We start from the raw sequence: 22,608 nt of genomic DNA on the forward strand, positions 1-22,608 counted from the left end.
ATTGAGTTAATTATCAAATGCTAATCAATTTGAATTTCAATACCTCTATACTCTGTTGCTATTGAGTAAGAGCGTTGAGCGCAGGATGTGCGATGCTGAAACATAGGATGTAGTAGTGGCAGATTTATTAGATGGTTATTTTTTTCGTCGAAAGGCTATCAAGCGAAAAGCTCAGGGATTACTTGATATTGTGAGCTGCAAAATTGTTCTGGTTGAGTATAGAGGTCACAAAATACTTGGCCATATTGACCATCCCGAAGATTACCAAGTGTGTTTAAACGGACAAAGTATTAAAGGTTCAATAATTAAATTGCAAAATATTATTAAGCAATGTCATTAGGTTAAATTCAATTATAAGTATTTCAAGGATGAAGGGCTTTTCAATTTAACTAAATAACAAGGATGTAAGTTTGGTTGCATTACATTCCTTCATCTTTGACCTCATTTGCATGGGAAATTCCATTCGAGTGCGCTTACGTTCTGTACTTTTCTGTATTGAGCATCCAAAACCTCCTCCGCTTAGTTTAGGCTGAAGACTCCAAAATTAAGCTTTGCACTCACCCGCCGAAAGGCGGGTCTTTTTTTATTTGTGATTGATGGCGTAGTTTGTGGGGGCGTGCATGGCATCTTTCATGGCGTAGTACTCTGAAATAGTTCATAAGCATCATGAACCCCTTGAATTAGCATTTGCATACCAATAACGGTAAGAATGAGTCCCATCAATCGGGTAGTAATATTTATGCCGCTTTCTCCGATTTTGTCGATAATCTTAGGGCCGAATAAAAAGCAAACAAAGGTGATGAGGCATAACAGGGCAAATGCCGCAATTGTCACAAGTATGTTCAGTACGCCGCCAGCCGCTGAATAATTCATCGCGGTAGCAATAGTACCGGGACCGGCGAGGATAGGCAGTGCTAAAGGGGAAATCGCAATATCTTTGTCTTCAGCTTCATCACTGCTTGGAGTATGAGAGTGAAGCTTTGAAGAGCTTCCCTGCAACATGTGGTAGCCAACCAAAAACACCAAGATGCCGCCAGATAAACGTAGCGCCGGTAATGTAATACCAAAGACTTCGAAGATCCCTTTTCCCAATAGGCAAAATGCCGCAATGATAATGAAAGCGGTCATCAACGCCTTAAAAGCCGTTTTTTTCCGCTGTTGTTCTGTTTCTTCACCTGTCATGCCAACAAACACAGCGGTATTGGCGATGGGGTTCATCATGGCGAAAAAGCCCATAAAAACGGTAACAGCGGTGGTGGCGAGATCGTGCATAATTGGTTTTCAAGTTAGGTATCAATGTTATAACCATAGTTGTTGACGAAATAAAGGCAGCATGAATGATGGAATAAATTAGAACACCTCTAGTTAGTGACTTTACGGCGACAAACGAACCCAATAAGGCCAGATAAAAATAAGGCTATGGTTACGGGCTCTGAGACCTGAGCTTCGGCTGCTGGTGAATAGGCCGTAATCAGGCGTGCCCAATCTCCTGGTGAACTTGCTGTCCAGTTAATACTAGCGCTATCACCATCGAATACCGTGGTGTCTTTCTTTTCTATTCCGCGTAAATTGAAGTCATTGTAATTAATATTCGGAAGAGCAAGTTGGTCGTCACTGTCAAACAAGTTTTGATCTGAAGTGATAAAGGCGAATATTTGAGAATCAAGCACAATTGATGCGTTAATTTGTCCTCGGCCGTTCGGGTCCCACTGAACATAGTGACTTGAAACAATGGTTCCAGCCTTGATGAAATACCCACTATTACCCGCATCTTCAATAAATGAGGCGGTCGGGTCAAAGACACGATCGACCTTCAAGTCTTCAACAAGTACATGGTTTTGTACTTCGTCCCAGGCAACCAGCTTGTTATTGTTTGGATTTGGCGAGATCACATTAGCTGGGGAGTTTGTGATTTCACAGGTTACAGCAGGGCCGTTTTTCGCGGTACCGGAGCAATTTTCTATACTTACGAGCGTTGCTTGGGCTGAAAGGCTGACGGTTGCTAATAAACCAATGGCGATTGAGATGGATTTTTTCATGGTTAGGCCTTAGTCGGGAAAATGAGTGATATATTTCTCTTTTACAAGAACTAGACCAACATTTACGCGCTTGCGCTATACACCTGAAAAGGTTGAAGTATCTGTGTTTTGTGGACTTTGAGTGAGCAAATGGTGAGGCACAATCGCCAAGACCGTCTTAAATTGGTTGGTAATTTCAGGTTTTAAGCCATTATCGTTTGCAAATTGCATTTTGGAAATCAAATGCAGCTTGAGTCATGACAGAGCCAGTATTAATTGTCACAATAAGCATTCTCGCAATAACCGATTGATAAACCATGCCTAACCAAACCTTTTTTCCGATTGAAACCATTAAATCCGATTTTCTGCAGCTGCTGAGCAAGCATCACCTTGTGGTTGAAGCGGAAACGGGATCGGGTAAATCAACCCATTTACCGGTTTGGGCGGCAGAGCAAGGTAGAGTGTTAGTTGTTGAACCGCGCAGGGTGGCATGTACCTCATTGGCTGAGTTTGTTGCCACCCAACGGGGTGAAAAGCTGGCGGAGTCAGTGGGCTATGCTATCCGATTTGATAACCGTTTTTCTGAGCAGAGCAAGATTGTATTTGTAACGCCCGGTGTTGCCTTGCGCTGGCTCAGTGAAAATAAGCTGGCTGATTTTGATACTGTCATTATTGATGAATTTCATGAAAGGCGCTGGGATACGGACTTGTTGCTTGCCATGCTAAAAGAGCAACAAAGCCACCGTTTAGTGGTGACCTCGGCGACACTCGATAGCCAAAAATTAACCCAATACTTGGGTGGACAGTGCCTTCAGGCAAAAGGCCGTAACTTTAATGTGTTTACGGTTAACCTTTGTTCAGATAGTCGAAATATGCCTGATATCCGGCATATCGAAAAACAAGTGAAAGAAACGGTTGTTAGCCACTATCAAGATCACCGAGACGTGTTGGCCTTTTTGCCGGGCCGAAAAGAAATCAGCCAATGTTTGTCGACTTTGCGCCAAGCGCTCATCAGTGAAATCGAACTGGGTACGCTTGATATTATTCCGCTCCATTCGTCGGTAACCGATGATGAGCGCCAGCGTGCTTTAAACGAAAGTAGCAAGCAGCGCATCATCTTAGCGACCAATGTGGCTGAAACATCGTTGACAATTCCTGGGGTGACGCTAATTATCGATACTGGCCTTGAGCGCCGTACGCATCAGCGCAATGGTCGTACCGTTTTGGGACTTCACGCTATCTCTCAAGCCAGTGCCGAGCAGCGCAAGGGGCGGGCAGGGCGAGTGCAAGATGGTGTCTGTATCCGACTATATGGCAAGGCCGCACCGCTAGAGTTAGTGACGCCACCAGAGCTACACCGTGAAGAGTTAATAGAGCCGATGTTGGCATCAGCCAGCTGTGGTCATCGCCTTGATCAGTTATCTTTCATCGACCATCTGCCTGCCAAGTCGCTTGATATTGCGCTGACAAAGTTGCAAGCAATGAAAGCGTTGGGCGAGGAAGGCTTGATCACTGAACATGGAAAGGTGTTGTACCCGCTTCCTATCGATACCTTATTTGCCCATTTGATCACTGCGATGCCCGACAAAGCAAGCCAAGAGGCGATGGTGGATTTATCGGCCGCATTAAGTCTCTATCAGCGTTTGTGGCAAATGCCTTCATCAGAAGAAAAGCGTGAGGCATTGCTGAAATGGGAGCCAAATAGCTGCGATGCCACCGCACTCATTAAATTGCTTCGTGGGCCTGTACCTGATTGCTTGAATATTGACGCTGATCTGCTGAAAGAAGCGCGTCAATTATCAGATCAAATCCGCTTAGCCTTGTCATTACCTTCCTTGGAAGTAGCTTCTACTTTTCGACGCGAAAAGTGGCTTGAATCGGTACTGATTGCCGCACCAGAGTTGGTTTTTGTACGTCGCCAAAAACGCCGTCAGGCATTGGGTAATGGGTTTATTGAGGTCAGTCTTGGCCGTGATAGCCGTTATAGCGAAGATGCTGAAGCCGCCATAGTGTTTGATCAGTTTGCTGTACCGGGTAAAGGGGTGAAACAAAACCTTGTGTTGGCAACCTGCATGGCACCAGTGCCGCTTGCTTTGCTTAACCAGCATCAGTTTGGTGAGGAAGAAATTGGTGAAACCCAAGTGAGTGAAGAAGGTTGCTTGGTTGAATACAAAAAGGTGTATGCGGGGCGGGTGATCCATTCTCATTGGGCGCCACCTCAGGGGGAGTCGGCAGTCAGCTCTCTGGTTGATATGGTGCTGGCAGGTCAGCTGTTAGCAGGGTTATCTGAACAACTTACCGCAGATATACATCAGTGGAATTTGTATCTAGCGCTTGGCCGTTATCAAACCGAGACGTGCTCAAGGCCAGCGGAAGCGGTTGAAGTCATCGCTTGGCTAACAGAGCAGCTGGACGCATTGGGGATTGCATCGGTAGATGATATGGAATTGTTTAGCGCCGATGATTTTGCCTTTGATGGTATCCCTGAGTGGGAGCGAGAAGACTTCGATAATGAATTTCCATACCAAGTCATTCTTACCGATTTGACCATGGCAATTGAATACCATATAGCCAAAAAGCTGGTGGTTGCCGTGCACACCAGCGGAAAGCGAAAGCAGGACCCTAAACGGTGGGAACTACCAAGATGGCAAGGCTGGCGAGTACAATACAGGAAAGCCAGCCGGAATATCGATGTCAGGTAGTTAAAACATCTTTGTCAATAAAATATCATAGCCAATTGAATTATTGCTCGTCAGGTTGGGCAGAGAGCTTTGCTCGTATGAATTCAGAGTGGTCCACATAAATCAGCTCTGCCACCTGACGAATGACCGCTTCTTCCATTGGGTCAAGCACACCATCGGCGTAAGCAACTTGCCACATGGCTTCAATTAATGCGAAGCGCTGCTCTGGCTCAAGTGTGCGTAACTTGGTTGTGAACTCATATAATGAAACGGATTGCTGACTTTTCTGCTTGGCTTCTGTCAGCAATACTTCTGCTTCCTGGTCGGTAATCTCCAACAATTTGACCAGTAGGTGCAACTTTGCTGCTTGCTCTCTTGGATCGTCGCTGTGATCAGCATTGGCGACTTCGCAAAGTAAGCATGCCATGGCCAGGTTTAATGACGGTGTGTCTACAGCACCGCCATCGGTTCCTTCATGCATGACCTGTCGAAAAATTGTGCGCAATTGTTGAAACATTGTGTGCCTCTGAATCTTACTTTATCTCTTTAATTGTGGTCATATTTAGTTAATTCAACCACTATGCCCAGTCACTTCAACACAGGAGTGGGTGGGCCGACACCCCCTCGGAACTGTGATCCTCGAAGACACTTGGGTTATAGATAAGAGGCTTCAAATTCCAATAAGTTCCAAGGAAGGGTAGTCAGAAGAGCCAGGTTGCGCTTGGCTAGCTTTAAGTGCGGATTTTAGGCTGACTGATTAACGCTACTAATCTGTTGATTTTTTACTATAGTCAAGTTGTATAAAAAGAAAACTTATGAATTTGTTAACTTCAGATTAAGGATAATCTTTTGTTTATAGACTCGTTGAGGAAGTTTGGCAGTAATACCGCTATTGTCACCGATAAAGGTGAAAGGCTAACCTATACCGAGTTGGCCGATGAAATCGATAAGTTTGCCCAGGAAATAGGCGACGAGGCAAAGCTAGTCGTTGTTGAAGCTAAGAATGAGATACAGCCATTAATTGCCTATTTGGCAGCATTAAGGGGCGGACACCCTGTCATCTTATTAGCAGATGGAGCTACAGATAACTCCTCACAAATTCTGGATGTATTTAAGCCTGATATCCTATTTAAGAAAAATCAAGATGATCAATGGGCATTGCATTTTCTAGAAAATGCCTCGAAAGAAAAGTTAAACCCTGAACTATGTGTACTGCTTTCTACTTCTGGTACAACGGGAAGTGCAAAATTAGTTCGACTATCTAAATTAAATATCCACTCTAATGCAGAATCAATCGCAAAATATTTAGACATTAACAGTAGCCATAAAGTACCAACAACACTGCCATTTCAGTACTCTTTTGGTATGTCTATTATCAACTCACATCTTTCAGTTGGTGCGTGTTTGTTGCTCACGGATAAGTCAATTTCAGACAATGCATTTTGGCGGTTATTTACGGAAGAGAGCGCAACGAGCTTATATGGTGTGCCATATACATATGAGCTGTTGGATAAGATTGATTTTGTTAATAAGGATTTACCGAGCTTAAAATATTTAGCTCAAGCCGGTGGGCGGTTGTCACAGGAGTTAGTTCTTAAGTTTTTAAACTGGAGTGAAAAAAACAACAAAGAACTGTTTGTGATGTATGGGCAAACAGAGGCTTCACCAAGAATCGCTTACGTTCCATCTAAAGACTTAAAGTATAATACAGACTGTATTGGCCTTCCAATTCCAGGCGGTGATCTAAGTATTATTGATGAAAATGGGATAGAGATACAGGATATACATACACCAGGAGAGCTAGTGTATAGTGGCCCTAATGTTATGATGGGTTATGCTTACTCTAAAGAAGACTTGTCTTTAGGTTGTACATTATCGTCGCTTAAGACGGGTGATCTTGCCTGCCGCAATGAAAACGGTATGTTCAAAATTGTTGGTAGAATGAACAGGTTCAGTAAAATATATGGCTTAAGAATCAGCTTAGATGAGGTTGAGCAATACTTAGAAAGCGTTGGAGTTAAAGCCATAGTTAATGGTAATGATACTCACTTGATTGTGGCAACGCTTAATGTTGGTGAGTCAGATAATATTATTAAACTGCTACAGAAAAAACTGTCATTAAACGCTAGTGCACTCTATGTAAAGGAGTTAGATGAATACCCTCTATTAAAGTCTGGGAAAATTGACTATAAGCAACTTATGTCTTATGTGTCAAATACAAAGGTTGAAACTAGTTATAGTAACTTGCTTGCAGGTTTTATTGCAGTATTTAGCAATTATAATATTAGAGAAACTGATAGTTTCCTGAGTCTTGGTGGTGACTCCATAAATTATGTTGAAATTTCATTAATTATAGAAAAAATCGTTGGGTTCCTTCCGGATAATTGGGAAGAGATGACGATAAAGCAATTAGAAACAATAAATAATAAAAGTACTGTTGTAAATAATGAAAGAAGACCATGGTTAGTTATTAGTTTATTAATCGGTTTTTTTATTGCTGGTGAGGCATTTTTGCATTTTCGAACTTATTTGAAAACAGGCCGTAGCATTCTGTCATATTTTAATGATACTTCTACAATAGTTTATAATGAAAGCTTTGATATTCAAACATATAGACCGAACCATTTGGTTAAGGACCCTATTGATAATAGAACTATTATGGAGTTTAATTCACTGGGGTTGCGAAGCCCTGAGATAGCAAAGAAACCAAAAAGTAATGAGATAAGGTACGCTGTAGTTGGTGCTTCTACTGTAGCGGGATTATATGCTGATTCGAATGATAAGACGTTTACTCAATTATTAAGTAGTAACTTATCAGAAATAAAGCCTGATCATGTGGTAAATATTATTAATGCCGGAGTGCCTGGTTATACACTAACTGATGAACTAAAAATGATTGAAAATATTCTTTTTGATTTGTCACCATCTAAAATAATAGTTTATCCTGGGTTTAATGATATAAATTCAATTTGTAATGTAGGAGCTAGTAACTCGGCTTTAGAAAGAAAACCTCTACCTTATATATCGTTACCTAACTGGGTTGAAACAAACTCTATGATTAGAAAAAATACAACGAGTATTAGGGCAACAAAAACTACGACAAGCAAATTTCTAGACCCACATTCAATTGATAACAGTGAATATGAAAAGAAAGTTCGAAATATTGTTGAAAGTGTTATAGATAAAGGCATTGATCCAGTGTTAATGACGGTCGCAAGATCATATGTGAACGTCAGTAAAGATAAGCAATTAAGCTTAGCTGATACCTCATTGTTTTATTATAAGTGCTTAGATTTAGACGGCATATTAGCAGTTGGTGAGATCTATAACGAAATAGTCCGTCAAATTGCAGATGAGTATAATCTGAAGGTGATTGATTTAGCAAAATTAATGCCTGGTGGTAAAGAGTATTTTGTTGATGGTGGCCACTTCACTTTCAAAGGTGAAAAATTTGTGGCAAATATTTTAACAAAAGAGCTTGTTATAAATAGAGAGGGAAAATAGATGCCGATAACCTCTTTTTCATATTTTTCATTAGTACTTATAACGTTTGCTTTTTGTTCGTTAATAATTAAAGGCAATGAAAGTAAGAAAACATTTTTGTTGATTGTTAGCTATTACTTTTACATGACGTTTGACTGGCGATTTTCTTTGCTATTACTATTTTTGACTCTAGTGAATTTTTATTCTGGATACGTAATTAGTAAATCAAGTAGTCAGTCGTTAAAAAGGTGTTCATTGTACTTATCAGTTGTGATAAGTTTGGGTGTACTATTTTACTTTAAATACTTTAATTTTTTCCTAGATTCTTTTTATGTGGTTTTGAATCACATAGGAATTAAAGGCCAAAGTCATATTACTGAAATTATATTGCCGTTAGGAATTTCATTTATCACATTCCAGGCCATAACTTACCCTATTGATGTATATAATAATCGATTAAGTAAAACAGCATCATTAAAAGACTTTAGCTTGTTTATGGCATTTTTCCCCCAACTATTGTCAGGGCCTATTTTAAGAGCGCATAAATTTATACCTCAGCTTGAGGAAAAAACAAAAGAGAGCAGCCAGCAAATCATCACTGGTATGACATTAGTGCTTTGTGGTTTGATAAAGAAAGTCATCATTGCTGATACATTAGCATTGCATATTGTTGATCCTGCGTTCGATAATCCATCTGAATTGTCCTCATTATTTTTAATCCTGGCTTTGTTTGCATACAGCTTTCAAGTCTATATGGACTTAAGTGGCTATACTGATATTGCACTTGGTGTGGCAAAAATGTTTGGCTACAAGCTACCTCATAACTTTAATCGGCCTTATATGGCAACAAGTATATCTAATTTCTGGCAACGATGGCATATCACTATGTCATCATTCTTCCGAGATTATTTATACGAAGCGGTAAGAAAGTGGCATTGGAGTAATATATATTTTAATTTGTTGATTGTATTTATCGCAATAGGACTTTGGCATGGGGCAGGGTGGAACTTTGTTTTATACGGCACTATACATGGTACTCTTGTTGGTCTAGAGCATTATCGAAGTAAGGTAAGAGAAGAAAAAGGGCTACCTCCTATTATATATAGAGGTTTTGGCCTATTTATTCGGGTATTACAAGTCTTTACCATAGTCACTTTAACAAGACTGTTGTTTCGCTCTGAAACTATTCAAAGTTCAATTGATTACTTGGAACTCATTATCACGACTTCATCTACTTCTTTCCCAATGAGTAATGTGGCAATTTTAGCTTTCACGGTTTGTATAATATGTCACTTTACACCAATAACATGGCGCGATAAGTTGATGAGAAAATTTGATGGGTTACCAGAATACGCATATGCTGCAAGTGCTGTGTTCATAGTCTATATAACAGCGGCATTTAGCAATGACATTGATAGTTTTATTTATTTTCAGTTTTAGTGGGATGATTAAGCTCATTGCTTAATAGCAATGAGCTTGAGAGCTACTATCTTGATTTACTTAGAAGCGGGCATTAATAATTGGGAAAATCGGCACGCTTTCGCTAACAAAAGTACCTGATTTGTCGTAGTTGATTAAGCCAATTTGAATACCCTTGTTAATGCGGTCTGTTGCGTTAATAAAGCCAAACTGCACACCGTCGAGGTTGCCTGCGTAGTTGAAGGCACCCATTTGAAGGCCAGTGAAGTTACCACCTGTGTAGTTAGCAAAACCCAGATCAGCACCTTTTGCACGGCCGTCATTCCAGTTAGCCAAACCCATTTTTAGGCCCGTAGAGTTACCCGTGACACGGTTGGCACCGAAAAATACACCCACACTTACACCAGTGAAGTTCTGGGACTCAGCCAAACCAAGGATTGGAAGCTGGAAGCCTGTTACTTGCGGTGTTTGTCCGTAAAGCAATGAAGCGCGAAAGCCCTTAACATTTCCGTCTGGTAGGTTATTACCAGGCACTGAAAGCTGAATAGGCTGCTCGGCAAAGGCAGGAGCAGCCATGACTGTTGCCAAAACTAGGCTCATCATTGTTTTTTTCATTATTACGTCCTTTATGAAGTTACGATTCGATCTTACATGAGGAAACTAGCATGGTGCAATGCATTGCTTATCTATAGTTTGTAGGTTGCTTGGCTTTATAAGAATTTGATGACAAAAAGCTAATCTATACATGAGCTTAGTGGGGAGCGAGGTTTCGTACTATTTGATTTCAGGTGCTTTAGTGGCGCAGATTGAAGACTATGAGGTATATGCCGCGAAGGAGAAGAAATGTGATAGAATCCTCACAGTTAATTATATCCCAGCTGATTTACCAGGAATTCCTTTGACTCAGTCGAATACCTCTCAGTCTGACGTTTTAAATAATGAAAAAACGTTAAAAGCCGCGATTAAAGATTGCATGATTCGCGATCGTTTCCGTTTGCACAAGCGAGTGCAAGGTGCGGCAAGAATTAAGAAAGATGCAGCTCGTCATGCTGTGTTTGATGAAATCGCTCTCGACATTGCAAAATCAATGCAAGTTGTCGAAATGCGTACCACCCAACGCCCTAAGATCACCTACCCAGAACAGCTGCCTGTTAGCCAGAAAAAAGACGACATTGCCGAAGCGATTAAGAATAATCAGGTTGTTATCGTTGCTGGTGAAACAGGCTCAGGTAAAACTACCCAGCTACCTAAAATTTGTATGGAGCTAGGGCTAGGTACCAAGGGGATGATAGGTCACACCCAGCCACGACGACTGGCCGCCCGTTCGGTGGCTAGCCGTATCGCCGAAGAGCTTCAATGTGAATTGGGCTCTTATGTGGGTTATAAGGTTCGATTCAACGATAAAGTATCGGATCGCAGCCAAGTTAAATTGATGACAGACGGTATCTTGCTGGCAGAGATCCAGAATGACCGTTACCTGAATCAATACGACACAATCATTATTGATGAAGCCCACGAACGAAGCCTGAATATCGACTTCATCATGGGTTACTTGCGTGAGCTATTGCCGAAGCGCCCTGATCTAAAGGTGATCATTACCTCGGCAACGATCGACCCAGAGCGATTCTCGAAACACTTCAAAAATGCCCCAATCATTGAAGTGTCTGGTCGTACGTATCCGGTTGAGGTTCGTTATCGTCCGGTTTCTGAAGACGGCGATGATAGCGACCGTGATCAGCTACAAGCCATTTTTGATGCGGTTGATGAACTGTGTGACGAAGGATCGGGCGATATTCTTATCTTCATGAATGGTGAGCGTGAAATTCGTGATACCGCAGATGCGCTTGAAAAGCGTAACTTGCGTGACACCGAAGTTTTGCCACTGTATGCAAGGCTATCGGCAGGTGAGCAGAACAGGGTATTCCAGTCACACGCCGGTCGCCGAATTGTTCTTTCAACTAACGTCGCCGAAACATCGCTAACAGTCCCTGGTATCAAGTACGTTATTGACCCAGGTACAGCGCGTATTAGTCGTTACAGTTACCGTACCAAAGTACAGCGCCTGCCGATTGAACGAATCTCGCAGGCCAGTGCAAACCAGCGTAAAGGTCGATGTGGTCGTGTGGCGGAAGGTATCTGTATTCGTCTTTACTCAGAGGAAGACTTCCTGTCTCGTCCTGAGTTTACCGATCCTGAAATTCTGCGTACCAACCTGGCATCGGTTATCTTGCAGATGACCGCTATTGGCCTTGGTGACATTCAAGCTTTCCCATTTGTAGAAGCGCCGGATAACCGTAATATTCAAGATGGTATCCGCTTGCTGGAAGAATTGGGTGCCATTAACACCAAAGCTAAAGATCCTCGTAAGCGTTTATCGCCAATGGGGCGCCAGCTGGCTCGCTTGCCAATCGATCCGCGTCTTGCCCGCATGGTGTTGGAAGCACCTAAACATGGCTCGCTACGTGAAGTGATGATCATTGCTTCTGCGCTATCTATTCAGGATCCGCGTGAACGCCCGTCAGAAAAGCAACAAGCCTCGGATGAAAAGCACCGTCGATTCTATGATAAAGAATCGGATTTCGTGACCTTTGTAAATCTTTGGGATTACATCCAGGAGCAACAAAAGGCGCTTTCTGGCAACCAGTTCCGTCGTCAGTGTAAGAAAGACTACCTGAACTACTTACGTGTCCGTGAGTGGCAGGATATCTACTTCCAAGTCAGCCAAGTGGTGAAAGAGCTTGAATTCCGAATTAATGAACAGGAAGCAAGTTACCAAGGTATTCATACTGCGATCCTTTCGGGGATGTTGTCTCACATTGGTTTGAAAGACCAAGAGAAAAATGAGTACCAAGGTGCCCGTAATGCACGTTTCAATATCTTCCCTGGCTCTGGCATCTTCAAGAAGCAGCCGAAATGGGTGATGGTAGCCGAACTGGTAGAAACATCTCGCCTATGGGGACGTATTGCGGCCAAAATTCAACCTGAATGGGTCGAGCCTCTCGCTGAGCATTTATTAAAGCGCAGCTACAGTGAGCCGCACTGGGAGAAAAAGCAAGCCGCAGTCTCTGCGTTTGAGAAGGTAACGCTTTACGGAATTCCAATTATCGGTAAGCGTAAAGTGAACTACGGCCGAATTGATCCTGTAGTATCGCGTGAGCTATTTATCCGCTCTGCGCTGGTGGAAGGAGATTGGGAGACCAAGCATAAGTTCTACCACCAGAACCGTAAATTGCTAAAAGAAGTCGAAGAGCTGGAGCACAAGTCACGCCGTCGTGACATCTTGATTGATGACGATGCGCTGTTTGAGTTTTACGATCAGCGCATTGAGCACACTGTGGTATCGGGACGCCACTTCGATACGTGGTGGAAGAAAGCAAGCCGAGACAACAAAGAGCTGCTGAACTTTGAGCGTGATATGTTGTTCAGGGGGGATGCAAGCCATGTCACCGATCTTGATTACCCGAACTTCTGGCATCAAGGAAACTTGAAGCTGAAGTTGAGCTACCAATTTGAGCCGGGCGAAGACAGTGACGGTGTCACGGTGCATGTGCCGCTACCTATTTTGAACCAGGTTGAAGTGGATGGCTTCGACTGGCAGATCCCTGGCCTGCGCCAAGAGTTGGTGGTTGCGCTGATCAAGGCATTGCCAAAGCCTGTTCGACGTAACTTTGTGCCTGCGCCAAACTACGCTGATGCATTTCTTGCTCGTGTTGATGCGATGTCGATGCCATTGCTTGATGCGCTAGAAAAAGAGCTAAAGCGAATGACGGGTGTGACCGTGCTGCGTGAAGACTGGAATCTAGAGCAGATCCCGGATCATTTGAAAATCACCTACCGCGTTGTTGATCATCGCAATCGTAAGCTGAAAGAAAGCAAAGATCTTTACAGCTTGAAAGATGGCTTGAAGGAGAAGGTTCAAGAGACCTTATCTAAGGTTGCCGATGATGATATCGAGCAAGAAGGTTTGAAAACCTGGAGCTTCGGTAAACTGCCTGAGCGTTATCAGCAAAAACGAGGTGGCTTTGAAGTCAAAGCGTATCCTGCGATTGTCGATAACAAAGATTCTGTTGGCATCAAATTATTTGAGACCGAAGAAGAGCAGCGCAATGCGATGCAGCAGGGCCAGCGCCGTCTTGTTTTGCTAAACGTGCCGTCACCGATTAAATATTTGCATGCTAACTTGCCGAACAAATCAAAGCTGGGCCTGTACTTCAACCCTTATGGTCGAGTACTGGATCTTATCGATGACTGTATTGCTTGTGGTATCGATAAGCTCATTGAAGAGAAGGGCGGTTTAGTCTGGGAGCCAGAAGCGTTTGAAGCGCTGAAAGAACACATCCGTGGTGAATTGGGCGATACCGTAGTTGAGATTGCTAAACAGGTTGAAGAAATTTTGACCACGGCATTCAATATCAACAAGCGCCTAAAAGGACGCGTTGATTTAACCATGGCGTTTGCCCTTTCAGATATTAAAGCGCAAATCGAAGGTTTGATCTTTAAAGGCTTTGCCACTGAGTGCGGCTGGCGCAAATTACCGGATATCTTACGTTACATGCGTGCCATTGAACGTCGAATGGAGAAATTGCCAATCGACCCGAACAAAGATCGCATGCACATTATGAAGATAGAATCGGTAGTGGCAGACTATAAAGAATTGCTGAACAAAATTCCGAAAGGCCAACCTGTGCCGAATAAGGTGAGAGAAATCCGTTGGATGATTGAAGAACTCCGCGTGAGTTACTTCGCCCAGCAACTCGGTACCCCGTATCCGGTTTCTGATAAACGTGTTCGTAATGCAATTAGTGATTGCTAATTAGCGTTGATCAGCGCCAGAAAAAGGTAAGCGCTAAAAAAATAGAAAGCCAAGGTATAAATTGCCTTGGCTTTTTTATTGAGTAGTAACAGCGAAATCTGAAATGTTTTTTGGCGTAGATTGGTAAATCTGTCTGAGGCCGTGGGGGTAAGCTAGTGTTAATCCCGCTGTTTAGAGAGTTGATTTATGTTCAAAAAAACGCTGATTGCTGTTTCGGTGACAATGGCGACTTCCATCGCTTTTGCTGCGCCAGTTATTAATAACGACAGTACCCATTCTCAAGAAAGCCCAAGCGAACAGGTAGTGGTGTTTAATAACGTGAATGTTTTCAATGGTACTGATGACAAACTATACCAAGACCACACTGTTGTGGTGACGGGCAATAAAATTACTGCTGTTACCCAAGGAGAGGTCGATATACCTGCCAATGCAAAAGTGATTGATGGTGAAGGGCGTACATTGATGCCTGCAATGGTGGAAGCACATATGCACTTAACATTGCCAAAAGGCTTATTGGGTACAGACGATATGCGGTGGTCTGAAATTGCTGTCCATGCTCAAGAGTTCGCGGAAATGTATCTCGATTTAGGCTTTGGCACGATCCGAGATGTTGGTGGTGCTGACGGTTCATGGACTGACATGGAACGAAGTGGACAGCTTGCTCAGGTGCCTCGTATCTATGCATCAGGTGCACCTATTGCGCCCATTGGCAGTCATGCTGATGTTGGCCTGCAATCTCGTCGTTTGACGGATTCACCGCAAAACCTTGAACTGCTAAATATCATGTCGAACATTAATGGAGTTGACGAGATCAAAAAGCAGGCGAGGTATAACTACCGACAGGGTGGCCAATTTACCAAAGTCTTTCAGTCCGGTGGTGTTTCTTCTAAATTTGACCCTTGGCAGTACGTCTCGTTTACAGATGAAGAGTTACAAGCGGCGGTTGAAATGGCAGAGAGCTACGGCTCTTATGTCGCCACCCATGCTTACTCCGATAAAGCAGTAAAGACAGCGCTGAACAACGGAGTTAAGTCAATTGAGCACGGCTTTACGTTTAATGAATCCCAACACAAGTTATATCAAGAAAAAGGGGCATTCTTGGTTACAAACCTAACGGCTTTCTCGCCTGATTTAGCCAAGGTGCCTGTTGTACAAGACCCAATGATCCAAGCCAAGTTGGAAAGTGCGCAAAAGGCATTTAAGGATTACGTCGAAAATGTACAAAAGCTCGACCCTGATTACCGCGCATTTAATACCGATTGCGTAGGAACCGCTAATCTTTGTGCGAAGCAAATCGCCCACGAGATATATTTAAATGCTAAGTTCTTCGGTAATTTTAATGCACTAAGAGCAATGACATCGACTGGCGGTCGTATTTCCGCAGAGCTAATGGAAGATTGGATTAACCCATATTCAGACGGGAAAATTGGTGTCATCGAAGAAGGGGCTTTTGCTGATATTCTGCTTATCGACGGGAACCCACTTGAAGATATAAGTTTAGTTGGTGGACGAGAAACTTGGTTTGATAATGATGCAAAACCTGATGGTTCACACCTAACTGAAATGGATGTAATCATGAAGGATGGGAAGATCTTCAAAAATACGCTTTGAGTTGTTAATGATTAAATAATGCTTACCCAGAGTAAGGCGCTGCCTTGGAGTGCCTTGCTCTACTGTTGCCATTTTATGGGTGCTTAATAGGAAGCATAAAGAAAATCAAAGAGTCGTTATTATGAAAAATTATCCCGTTATTATTGGTTTGGGGGCGTTATCGCTTCTGAGCCTTACATCTTACGCTGCTGATTTTGGAGGGCCAGATACTGTTGAAAATACGCTGCCAGTCCAGCAGAAAAAGGAGAAAAATTGGCGGGAAGAAATAGCAGAAAAAGGAGTATCTGTTGGTGCTGATTATACGGCATTAGGTATTACATCCCCCAATGGTTCCGAAGGTAATCAAGTGAATCGTGCTTCTGGTGTCGCCCGTGTGTATGGCACTTGGGGTATAGTTAATAAGGGAGGAAAAGATACCGGTAGCTTAGTTTGGAAAGCGGAACATCGTCATGCTTATAGTAAAACACCACCTAAAAATGCAGGCTTTATTGATGATGTTAGTGGTGGTCCTGAAGGGTTAGGGTACGTAGGGATGATTGGTGCCGCCTATAATGATCAAGCTGTACGGGTCACCAACCTTCATTGGAAGCAGAAATTGAATAATGGTAAAACGACGGTGATTGGTGGCTGGCAAGATGTCACGGATTATGTCGATACTTATGCGTTGGCGAGTCCTTGGACGGGATTTACTAACTTGGCATTCTCTACTGGCGCTGGAGCGATGGGGTTACCCGATGACGGAATTTTAGCGATATCTGCAGGCCATATGATTACGGATAACTTGTATGCTGTAGCCGGTATCGCCGATGCCAATGGAAAGTCGGATGATATTCTCGATGGTTTTAATACGGTATTTGATGAAAGCCAATTTTTACCACGCTAGAGTTGGGCTGGACCGCTTCTCAAAACCAGATTTATACCGATAATGTGCATGTTACCTTGTGGGATTTTGGCGAGGGTACCCGCCATAGTATTGCTACGGGTGAGGGGGGACGGGGAGTCAACTTCTCTGCCAGCTGGTTCGCAACCGATAAGCTAATGCCTTTTATTCGAGGCGGCATCTCTGAAGGTGATTTTGCCCTTTATGATAAATCGTTGAGTGTGGGATTTGGCTATTTTGGCTTGGGTAAGGAAACCAATAATCTTGGTGTTGCTGTTAACTGGTCGGAAACGAACGAAGAAGCGTTTGGTGGCGATGAACAAATAGCCGCCGAAGTTTTCTACAACATGCAAGTCGGTGATAATTTGCAAATTACGCCAGACATTCAAGTGATTAAAGACCCGGCATTTTCAAGTGAGGATACGGCAGTTGTGTTTGGGCTAAGAGCCAGAGTCTTTTTCTAATAAAAACGGAGCCTAGCGGCTCCGTTTTTGTATCTTTAACGTCAATTAACGTTCCCAGTATGCTTCTTCCAAGCAATCTTCACGTTCTGGAAGGCCGCGAGACAAGCGAGGTGCATGCTGCGTCAATACTTCATAGCTTACGCGGTTGGAGTATTGGCAAATTTGTGAGAAAGATGAGTAGCTCAAAAACTCAGCGGTGTGTTTACCTGAGTTTGGCACATTCGCTTTGTGGTAGCGGTTTGCAGACATATCGTGCAGCAGCGCTGAAAGGGCTGCATCACCGGCACCGTTGGTGTTTTTAATCTCTACAGGGCCGCCTAGGTAAGGCGCAATGTGAGAATAAACACGGATTGGGTTCTCACAGCTGTCTTTTTTCATCGGGCGGCTGAATTCGTATTTGTTGAAGTCAGCAATTTTTCCCGGTAGCAAAGGCAGGGTAGATTCTCGCTTTAGGGCGTCATCAGTGTAACCTGCCATGTAAAGGCCAATAGGGCCGGCAGTGCAAAGTACAAGATCAACCCATTCTAGTGCTTTGTCAGCAGCAAGTAGCGGATCTTTTTCCCCGGTAAGGGCTTCACCTTCTTCTTCGTTCATTGCAACACAGGTTACGTGCTCTTTTAGGAACTCGATCCACCAGTCTTGCAAGCCTTCAACAACGTATTTAGTACCAAGCGTCAGTACCACTGGCACATTGTACTTCTTCGCATACTCGATGGCTTTTAGCGCAGACTCTTTCATTGCTTCGTCTTCTCGGCAACGAACAAGGTAAGAGGAAAGCACTAAGGCTGATGCATTTTCAAAAGCGCTTTCTGGTACATACTCAGGGGTCAGTTGATTCATTTCCCCAGAGTTGATCGCAAAAGTACGCTCACCGTCCTCGGTGATTAGGGTGTAGCAACGACCGATAGGGCCATCAACAGGTTGCAAGTGATCAAGATCCATACGGCTTGATGTGTTGCACAGGTAGCGGTAAGCGTAAGAACCGATCTTTAGATCTTGGCTCATTACACCCAAAAGAATTGATTTATCGTCAGCGAGAACAGAGTAGTTGTGCAGGGTGTTACCAATGGTATCGCCCGGGTACTCGTGGCTGATCAGATTGCGCTCTTTTAATTCTTGGTACAGTAGCTCAGCCTTGTCCTCTTCAAGCACTAGCGAGTGACCCTTACTTAGGTTATGACGGTCAAGAAATGCATCATCGATACGAGCTTCGATATCAACGATAGTTTGACCAACACCAACCAAGTGGGTACGAGATAGCGGATTTTCTTGCTGGATTTGAGCTACTAATGGATCGCGGGCATTGACTGGAAAGTAATGCTTTGATTTACGCTGACCAGGGAATTTCATGTGTGAGGCTATCGGTTAATGAGAATTTTCGTTCATTGTATCATAAAAATGCGAGTTATATCCCAATTTATGACGATCTAGTGACAGCGAGCGTTCTTTTGCTGTTTTTTTGTTCGCCCTTGAAACGCAAGTCAGGCTGAAGAGGTATAGCGAATACGTAAATAGCAAAACAGCCACATAAGTGGCTGTAAAATAAACAATCATCACGAGGGCTAAAGCCTAGGAAAGTAGCTTAGGCTCGTTGGCACGGGTGCCGCCAACTGGGCGGTTTACAGAGATAGAACGGCCTTTTTTCATGCCTTTTTCGTAATCATCGGTAAGTGCCTTCATTGCTTCTTGCAATTGTTTTTTGAAGGTTTCACGGTCGAGGTTTTTGAACTCTTTGTCGATGTAGTTGGTCATGCGCTTATCATGATCATCATCAGTATTAAGTTCTGGCAACTTCTCCAATGCCCCCTCAAGCCAACCGGCCAAGAAGGAGGACACACGGCGGCTAACTTCAGCATTGCTGGTGCCGGTACCTTGGAAGCTGTTTCGGAATTGACCGGTTTGCTGGTTCATTTCACGGTAAACAACATCAAAGGCGAAGGCTGCAAAGATGGCACGCTCGGCAACGCCAATGAACTCTGCTTGCTTGAGACCTTTATGGTTTGTCAGCACACATTCAACCCCAAAACGACGGTTAATGCCGCGGATAATTTTCAAAATCTGTGGGCTGATATCTGACGGTAGCAGGGTACTCGCCTTGGTTTTGCCCATCTGGATAAATTCGATGTCATCTTGCTCTAGTCCGTACTTAAGCATCAGGCGATGCGCCATCTTGATAGCTTGAGCCGCTTCGTTAACGTTGGCAGAGTTTCCCAGCTCTAGGCATTTTGCAATTTTTTTCAGCGCCTTTCGCTTTTGTTCAGACATGCGTTCACACCATTTTTGAAAAAGGGGGCGTATTTTAACGTTTTCAGGCGCCTAGCACAAACGGAAACCCGCGAGTGTATGGCTCAAAACAGCAGTGAAATCGGGATATTGCTTATAATTCAAACAGCAAGGATTGTATTCATTAATGTACCCGAGTAGCTCGGGAGTACAACATAATTGGCAAATATTCTTGAGTATGATTATTTAGCCTCGCATAATGACGCGCAACGTCTCTTCATAACGACAGCTACAATATGACCGACACTTATCAATCCATCGATGTTCCATTCGAATATCGCCACACATGCTGGTTTTGCGGTGAGCCTTACTATGAGTCATACGCTTTCATGGCTTCGCCTAACTATGACAACCAGACCCAGCCTATTCTTATTCCGAGCTGTCAGGAGTGCTTTGGCATTTGCCGTGGTATCAAAGCAGGTGGGTTGGATTTATTACGAGATAAAGTAAAAGAAGGCTTGCATAAAAAATACCAAAAGCACTTGCAGATAGGTGTTAATTGGACCAAGGAAGAGTTGGAAGAGTCTGAATTTGAAGGCAAAGCCCTAGAAGGATTCAGAGAAAGCGCATGGGCCATGTATGAGATTGCAAAAGGTCGAGTCAATTATACCGGTTGGCCTTTAACCATTGATGGTTTGCCTGTGGCGTCCATGAGTACCGCGTTTCATGTTGAGTTTGATGGTATTACCTATACCAGTATTAATCAGGCGGTTGAGCAGCTTGCGAAGGCGTATGCAATCCCACAGGCTTACCTCGAAGACGTGGTGCAGCTTGTTGGCCGTGATCGTCTTGCCTATGCGATTCGTTTTGCCAAAACCACTTATGGTTATTCAGCGGCAGAAAGAGAAGCGAGTATTGGCAGCTTGAGGGCGTTATTAGCAGAGGAGCAAGCGTTAGCCGAAGCTGCCCCGAAGGCGAAACAGGGTGTCGATGTGCCATTAAGTGAGATCAAGGAACTGATTTTACATAGAACCCTGATCCCAACGCCTGCGATTCAATGGATTTTAAAGCGTGGCGTAACGTCTTTGCAGCAGCTGGCTGAAGCCGAAGATAAATTTTTTGAGCATTTTGGCCAAGACTCTGAGTTAACCGCTTTCACGTATTTCAATGCTATTCAGATCTACCTTGAACAACGAGAGATAGATTTGGATTGGGCGGAAAACCACGATCCGAACCATCACTTGTTTAAGCACATTTAAATCAAAACAGGCACCAGAAAGGTGCCTGTTTTGTTCGTGACTAATTCACGGCTAATTTGGGTCTGGTTCTGGATCTGGGCCGCTGGCTAGGATTGGTTGTGGCGAGACCAAACCATGGTTTTGCCATCTTCATCAAACGCGAGCACTTCATACGGGTCTTTTTGGTTGTTGTATTCCATTCCTGGTGAACCCATTGGCATTCCAGGCACAGCCAAACCAATCATACGTTCTGGCTTAGACTCAATGAAGCGCAGGATCTCTTCAGCAGGGACGTGTCCTTCAAACGTATAGCCGCCAATCTCAGCGGTGTGGCATGACGCGTATTGAGGCTGAATACCAAGGTCAACCTTCACAGGGATAATGTCTTGCTTGTAAACAATATCAAGATCAAAGCCATTTTCCTCCATATGATCGACCCACTCGGTACAGCACCCACAAGACGGAGATTGGTAGTTAGTGCCTTTAATGGCCTTGGCGACTGACAGTGAGCTAATGCTTAATAGAGAAATAGCGAAAAGGGCTTTCATTGAATTTTTCATAATATCTACCTGATTTTTAATTAATAATGTGCTGAATTTCCTCGCTCTAATGAGAGAAGGGAAGAAAATCAGATCATTGCAGGTGGACGAAGCAATTCAGTCGTCAGCTTATGGCTTTTACCATTGGGCTCGGTAAATACGGGGTCAGCAGGATACACGCTGAAGTCAATTTGGTTTTGAAGGATGGCAAACTGGGAATGGCTGGTGCTGCAGTTATGGTCCTGGCAGCAAGAATTGGCTGATGTTTCACTAACGACATCACTGCATTCAACACTAAATGCTGAGCCATGGCTTTGCTCGCAGCAATTCAGAGAGTGGCTGATGTGACATGCCGTTGAGGTAGATACAGAAGGCAATTTAGCCGCAGATGCAACAGGCAATACTGTATTAAACAGCATTAGCAAGATAACAAGTTTTGATAGTACTTGTTGCAGGTTGCGCATAGAAAACCTTAGACGTTTAACGAAATTCACCAAGCCTTATTGTTAGCAAAGCTGCTAAGTGCTCTGTAACTTGGATGGTAAATAGTATATCGCTCATTTTTGCTAGTTAATACCACGGTAATGAGAATTCTGTGCTGTTTGTGCAAAAAATGGCAAGTGATTGATGATAGATAATCTTTTCAATCAATCTGCCTGGATATCGCCTCAAGCCTTGTGTGATGCGGTATACAAAGGAAATAAGCCTAACCGAACTCTGACAAAAAACTAGGACGAATGCGCTTAAATTAGTACAACTAAAAAATACAAGTTGCTAGGATTTTGGGGATGCAATACACAGAACAAGACCGTCAGGTACTTCATGACACATGGATGAGCTATAAGGCTAAGATGCGCGTAACGCAGATCGAGATGGCAAAGAAGTTAGGAGTAAGCCAACTGGTTTTCTCTGATATTTTACGTGGGCAGGTACCGCTAGAGCACCGTTTTGTAAACCAATTTTGCGACTATATCGGCGTAGATCCTGTACTAACACTTCCTTCATTGCGAAACCAAGTAGGTGGTAATTTACCGAACTCTGTCACGCTGAAAAACACCTACATAGTGGATGGTGAGATTAAGAATGTTCGCTATAGCGGCAATCAGATTATCGTGGAATATGTACACAGCGTTGATATCCACTGATTGTCTATTTTTGGTAAGCGGTATTTCTACTAAAGAGCCCTCGATGTCGAGGGCTCTTTGCATTGGTGTCTTTTGTACTGGCCTCTATTGAGGG

16 protein-coding genes and 1 pseudogene are annotated in these 22,608 nt (G+C 43.5%); 9 read left to right on the plus strand and 8 right to left on the minus strand.

The window, feature by feature from the left end; translation table 11 throughout:
* Positions 1-115: 115 nt before the first annotated feature.
* Positions 116-340, plus strand: a complete 225-nt coding sequence (locus C9I98_RS24785; protein WP_107272610.1) for a hypothetical protein — start codon at positions 116-118, stop codon at positions 338-340.
* A gap of 290 nt (positions 341-630) precedes the next feature.
* Here the strand turns inward: C9I98_RS24785 and C9I98_RS24790 are convergent, their stop codons facing one another.
* Complete coding sequence (locus tag C9I98_RS24790; RefSeq protein ID WP_036826326.1) at positions 631-1,272, minus strand: MarC family protein; 642 nt, start codon at positions 1,270-1,272, stop codon at positions 631-633.
* Positions 1,273-1,361: 89 nt separating this feature from the next.
* Entirely contained in the window at positions 1,362-2,039 is a 678-nt protein-coding gene (locus C9I98_RS24795; RefSeq protein ID WP_036826329.1) for a hypothetical protein, read from the minus strand.
* A 296-nt stretch (positions 2,040-2,335) separates the two neighbouring features.
* Between C9I98_RS24795 and C9I98_RS24800 the strand changes: the two genes are divergently transcribed.
* Positions 2,336-4,720, plus strand: a complete 2,385-nt coding sequence (locus C9I98_RS24800; RefSeq protein ID WP_107272611.1) for a helicase-related protein — start codon at positions 2,336-2,338, stop codon at positions 4,718-4,720.
* 40 nt (positions 4,721-4,760) lie between these two features.
* On the opposite strand, the gene C9I98_RS24805 is transcribed toward C9I98_RS24800, so the two are convergent.
* Positions 4,761-5,216, minus strand: coding sequence for a tellurite resistance TerB family protein (locus C9I98_RS24805; protein WP_036827092.1), 456 nt, complete (start codon positions 5,214-5,216; stop codon positions 4,761-4,763).
* A gap of 332 nt (positions 5,217-5,548) precedes the next feature.
* On the opposite strand from C9I98_RS24805, the gene C9I98_RS24810 reads away from it, so the two are divergent.
* Together C9I98_RS24810 and C9I98_RS24815 are read left to right on the plus strand one after the other, a co-directional pair.
* Positions 5,549-8,203 carry an AMP-binding protein gene (locus C9I98_RS24810; protein ID WP_107272612.1) on the plus strand — a complete coding sequence of 885 codons (2,655 nt, stop codon included), beginning with the start codon at positions 5,549-5,551 and terminating at the stop codon, positions 8,201-8,203.
* Complete coding sequence (locus tag C9I98_RS24815) at positions 8,204-9,622, plus strand: MBOAT family O-acyltransferase (RefSeq protein WP_107272613.1); 1,419 nt, start codon at positions 8,204-8,206, stop codon at positions 9,620-9,622.
* A gap of 60 nt (positions 9,623-9,682) precedes the next feature.
* Here the strand turns inward: C9I98_RS24815 and C9I98_RS24820 are convergent, their stop codons facing one another.
* The gene (locus tag C9I98_RS24820; RefSeq protein ID WP_107272614.1) at positions 9,683-10,216 is read right to left on the minus strand and encodes a hypothetical protein; all 534 of its coding nucleotides are present in this window, start codon (positions 10,214-10,216) and stop codon (positions 9,683-9,685) included.
* 358 nt (positions 10,217-10,574) lie between these two features.
* Here C9I98_RS24820 and hrpA point away from each other — a divergent pair, with 358 nt between their 5' ends.
* From hrpA to C9I98_RS24835, 3 genes and pseudogenes are all read left to right on the plus strand, one after another.
* Positions 10,575-14,414, plus strand: a complete 3,840-nt coding sequence (hrpA, locus tag C9I98_RS24825; RefSeq protein ID WP_245907247.1) for an ATP-dependent RNA helicase HrpA — start codon at positions 10,575-10,577, stop codon at positions 14,412-14,414.
* Between the two features lie 186 nt (positions 14,415-14,600).
* Positions 14,601-16,025, plus strand: coding sequence for an amidohydrolase family protein (locus tag C9I98_RS24830; protein ID WP_051901803.1), 1,425 nt, complete (start codon positions 14,601-14,603; stop codon positions 16,023-16,025).
* A 121-nt stretch (positions 16,026-16,146) separates the two neighbouring features.
* Positions 16,147-17,369: pseudogene (locus C9I98_RS24835) on the plus strand (carbohydrate porin).
* Between the two features lie 45 nt (positions 17,370-17,414).
* On the opposite strand, the gene C9I98_RS24840 reads toward C9I98_RS24835, so the two are convergent.
* Both C9I98_RS24840 and C9I98_RS24845 read right to left on the minus strand, forming a co-directional pair.
* Positions 17,415-18,719 (minus strand): inosine/guanosine kinase, encoded by a 1,305-nt coding sequence (locus C9I98_RS24840; protein ID WP_107272615.1) that lies wholly within the window; start codon positions 18,717-18,719, stop codon positions 17,415-17,417.
* Between the two features lie 219 nt (positions 18,720-18,938).
* A complete protein-coding gene (locus C9I98_RS24845) occupies positions 18,939-19,634 on the minus strand; it encodes a DUF2786 domain-containing protein (RefSeq protein ID WP_036824561.1) in 696 nt (231 codons plus the stop codon).
* Positions 19,635-19,888: 254 nt separating this feature from the next.
* Between C9I98_RS24845 and C9I98_RS24850 the strand changes: the two genes are divergently transcribed.
* Positions 19,889-20,851: a hypothetical protein gene (locus tag C9I98_RS24850; RefSeq protein ID WP_036820018.1), complete on the plus strand. Its 963-nt coding sequence runs from the start codon at positions 19,889-19,891 to the stop codon at positions 20,849-20,851.
* Between the two features lie 86 nt (positions 20,852-20,937).
* On the opposite strand, the gene C9I98_RS24855 is transcribed toward C9I98_RS24850, so the two are convergent.
* Together C9I98_RS24855 and C9I98_RS24860 are read right to left on the minus strand one after the other, a co-directional pair.
* Positions 20,938-21,390 (minus strand): DUF411 domain-containing protein, encoded by a 453-nt coding sequence (locus tag C9I98_RS24855; RefSeq protein ID WP_036820021.1) that lies wholly within the window; start codon positions 21,388-21,390, stop codon positions 20,938-20,940.
* 68 nt (positions 21,391-21,458) lie between these two features.
* Entirely contained in the window at positions 21,459-21,833 is a 375-nt protein-coding gene (locus C9I98_RS24860; RefSeq protein WP_036820024.1) for a hypothetical protein, read from the minus strand.
* Positions 21,834-22,157: 324 nt separating this feature from the next.
* Between C9I98_RS24860 and C9I98_RS24865 the strand changes: the two genes are divergently transcribed.
* Positions 22,158-22,514, plus strand: a complete 357-nt coding sequence (locus tag C9I98_RS24865) for a helix-turn-helix domain-containing protein (RefSeq protein WP_036820028.1) — start codon at positions 22,158-22,160, stop codon at positions 22,512-22,514.
* Positions 22,515-22,608 lie beyond the last annotated feature (94 nt).

It is taken from the genome of Photobacterium sanctipauli (assembly GCF_003026495.1).
In the GTDB taxonomy this organism is placed as follows: domain Bacteria; phylum Pseudomonadota; class Gammaproteobacteria; order Enterobacterales; family Vibrionaceae; genus Photobacterium; species Photobacterium sanctipauli.

Bases quoted from the DNA above. Each gene is read 5' to 3' on its own strand.
- C9I98_RS24790 (WP_036826326.1), bottom strand. From the start codon at position 1,272: ATGCACGATCTCGCCACCACCGCTGTTACCGTTTTTATGGGCTTTTTC.
- C9I98_RS24795 (WP_036826329.1), bottom strand. From the start codon at position 2,039: ATGAAAAAATCCATCTCAATCGCCATTGGTTTATTAGCAACCGTCAGC.
- C9I98_RS24800 (WP_107272611.1), top strand. From the start codon at position 2,336: ATGCCTAACCAAACCTTTTTTCCGATTGAAACCATTAAATCCGATTTT.
- C9I98_RS24805 (WP_036827092.1), bottom strand. From the start codon at position 5,216: ATGTTTCAACAATTGCGCACAATTTTTCGACAGGTCATGCATGAAGGA.
- C9I98_RS24815 (WP_107272613.1), top strand. From the start codon at position 8,204: ATGCCGATAACCTCTTTTTCATATTTTTCATTAGTACTTATAACGTTT.
- C9I98_RS24820 (WP_107272614.1), bottom strand. From the start codon at position 10,216: ATGAAAAAAACAATGATGAGCCTAGTTTTGGCAACAGTCATGGCTGCT.
- hrpA (WP_245907247.1), top strand. From the start codon at position 10,575: ATGATTCGCGATCGTTTCCGTTTGCACAAGCGAGTGCAAGGTGCGGCA.
- C9I98_RS24830 (WP_051901803.1), top strand. From the start codon at position 14,601: ATGTTCAAAAAAACGCTGATTGCTGTTTCGGTGACAATGGCGACTTCC.
- C9I98_RS24840 (WP_107272615.1), bottom strand. From the start codon at position 18,719: ATGAAATTCCCTGGTCAGCGTAAATCAAAGCATTACTTTCCAGTCAAT.
- C9I98_RS24845 (WP_036824561.1), bottom strand. From the start codon at position 19,634: ATGTCTGAACAAAAGCGAAAGGCGCTGAAAAAAATTGCAAAATGCCTA.
- C9I98_RS24850 (WP_036820018.1), top strand. From the start codon at position 19,889: ATGACCGACACTTATCAATCCATCGATGTTCCATTCGAATATCGCCAC.
- C9I98_RS24855 (WP_036820021.1), bottom strand. From the start codon at position 21,390: ATGAAAAATTCAATGAAAGCCCTTTTCGCTATTTCTCTATTAAGCATT.
- C9I98_RS24860 (WP_036820024.1), bottom strand. From the start codon at position 21,833: ATGCGCAACCTGCAACAAGTACTATCAAAACTTGTTATCTTGCTAATG.
- C9I98_RS24865 (WP_036820028.1), top strand. From the start codon at position 22,158: ATGCAATACACAGAACAAGACCGTCAGGTACTTCATGACACATGGATG.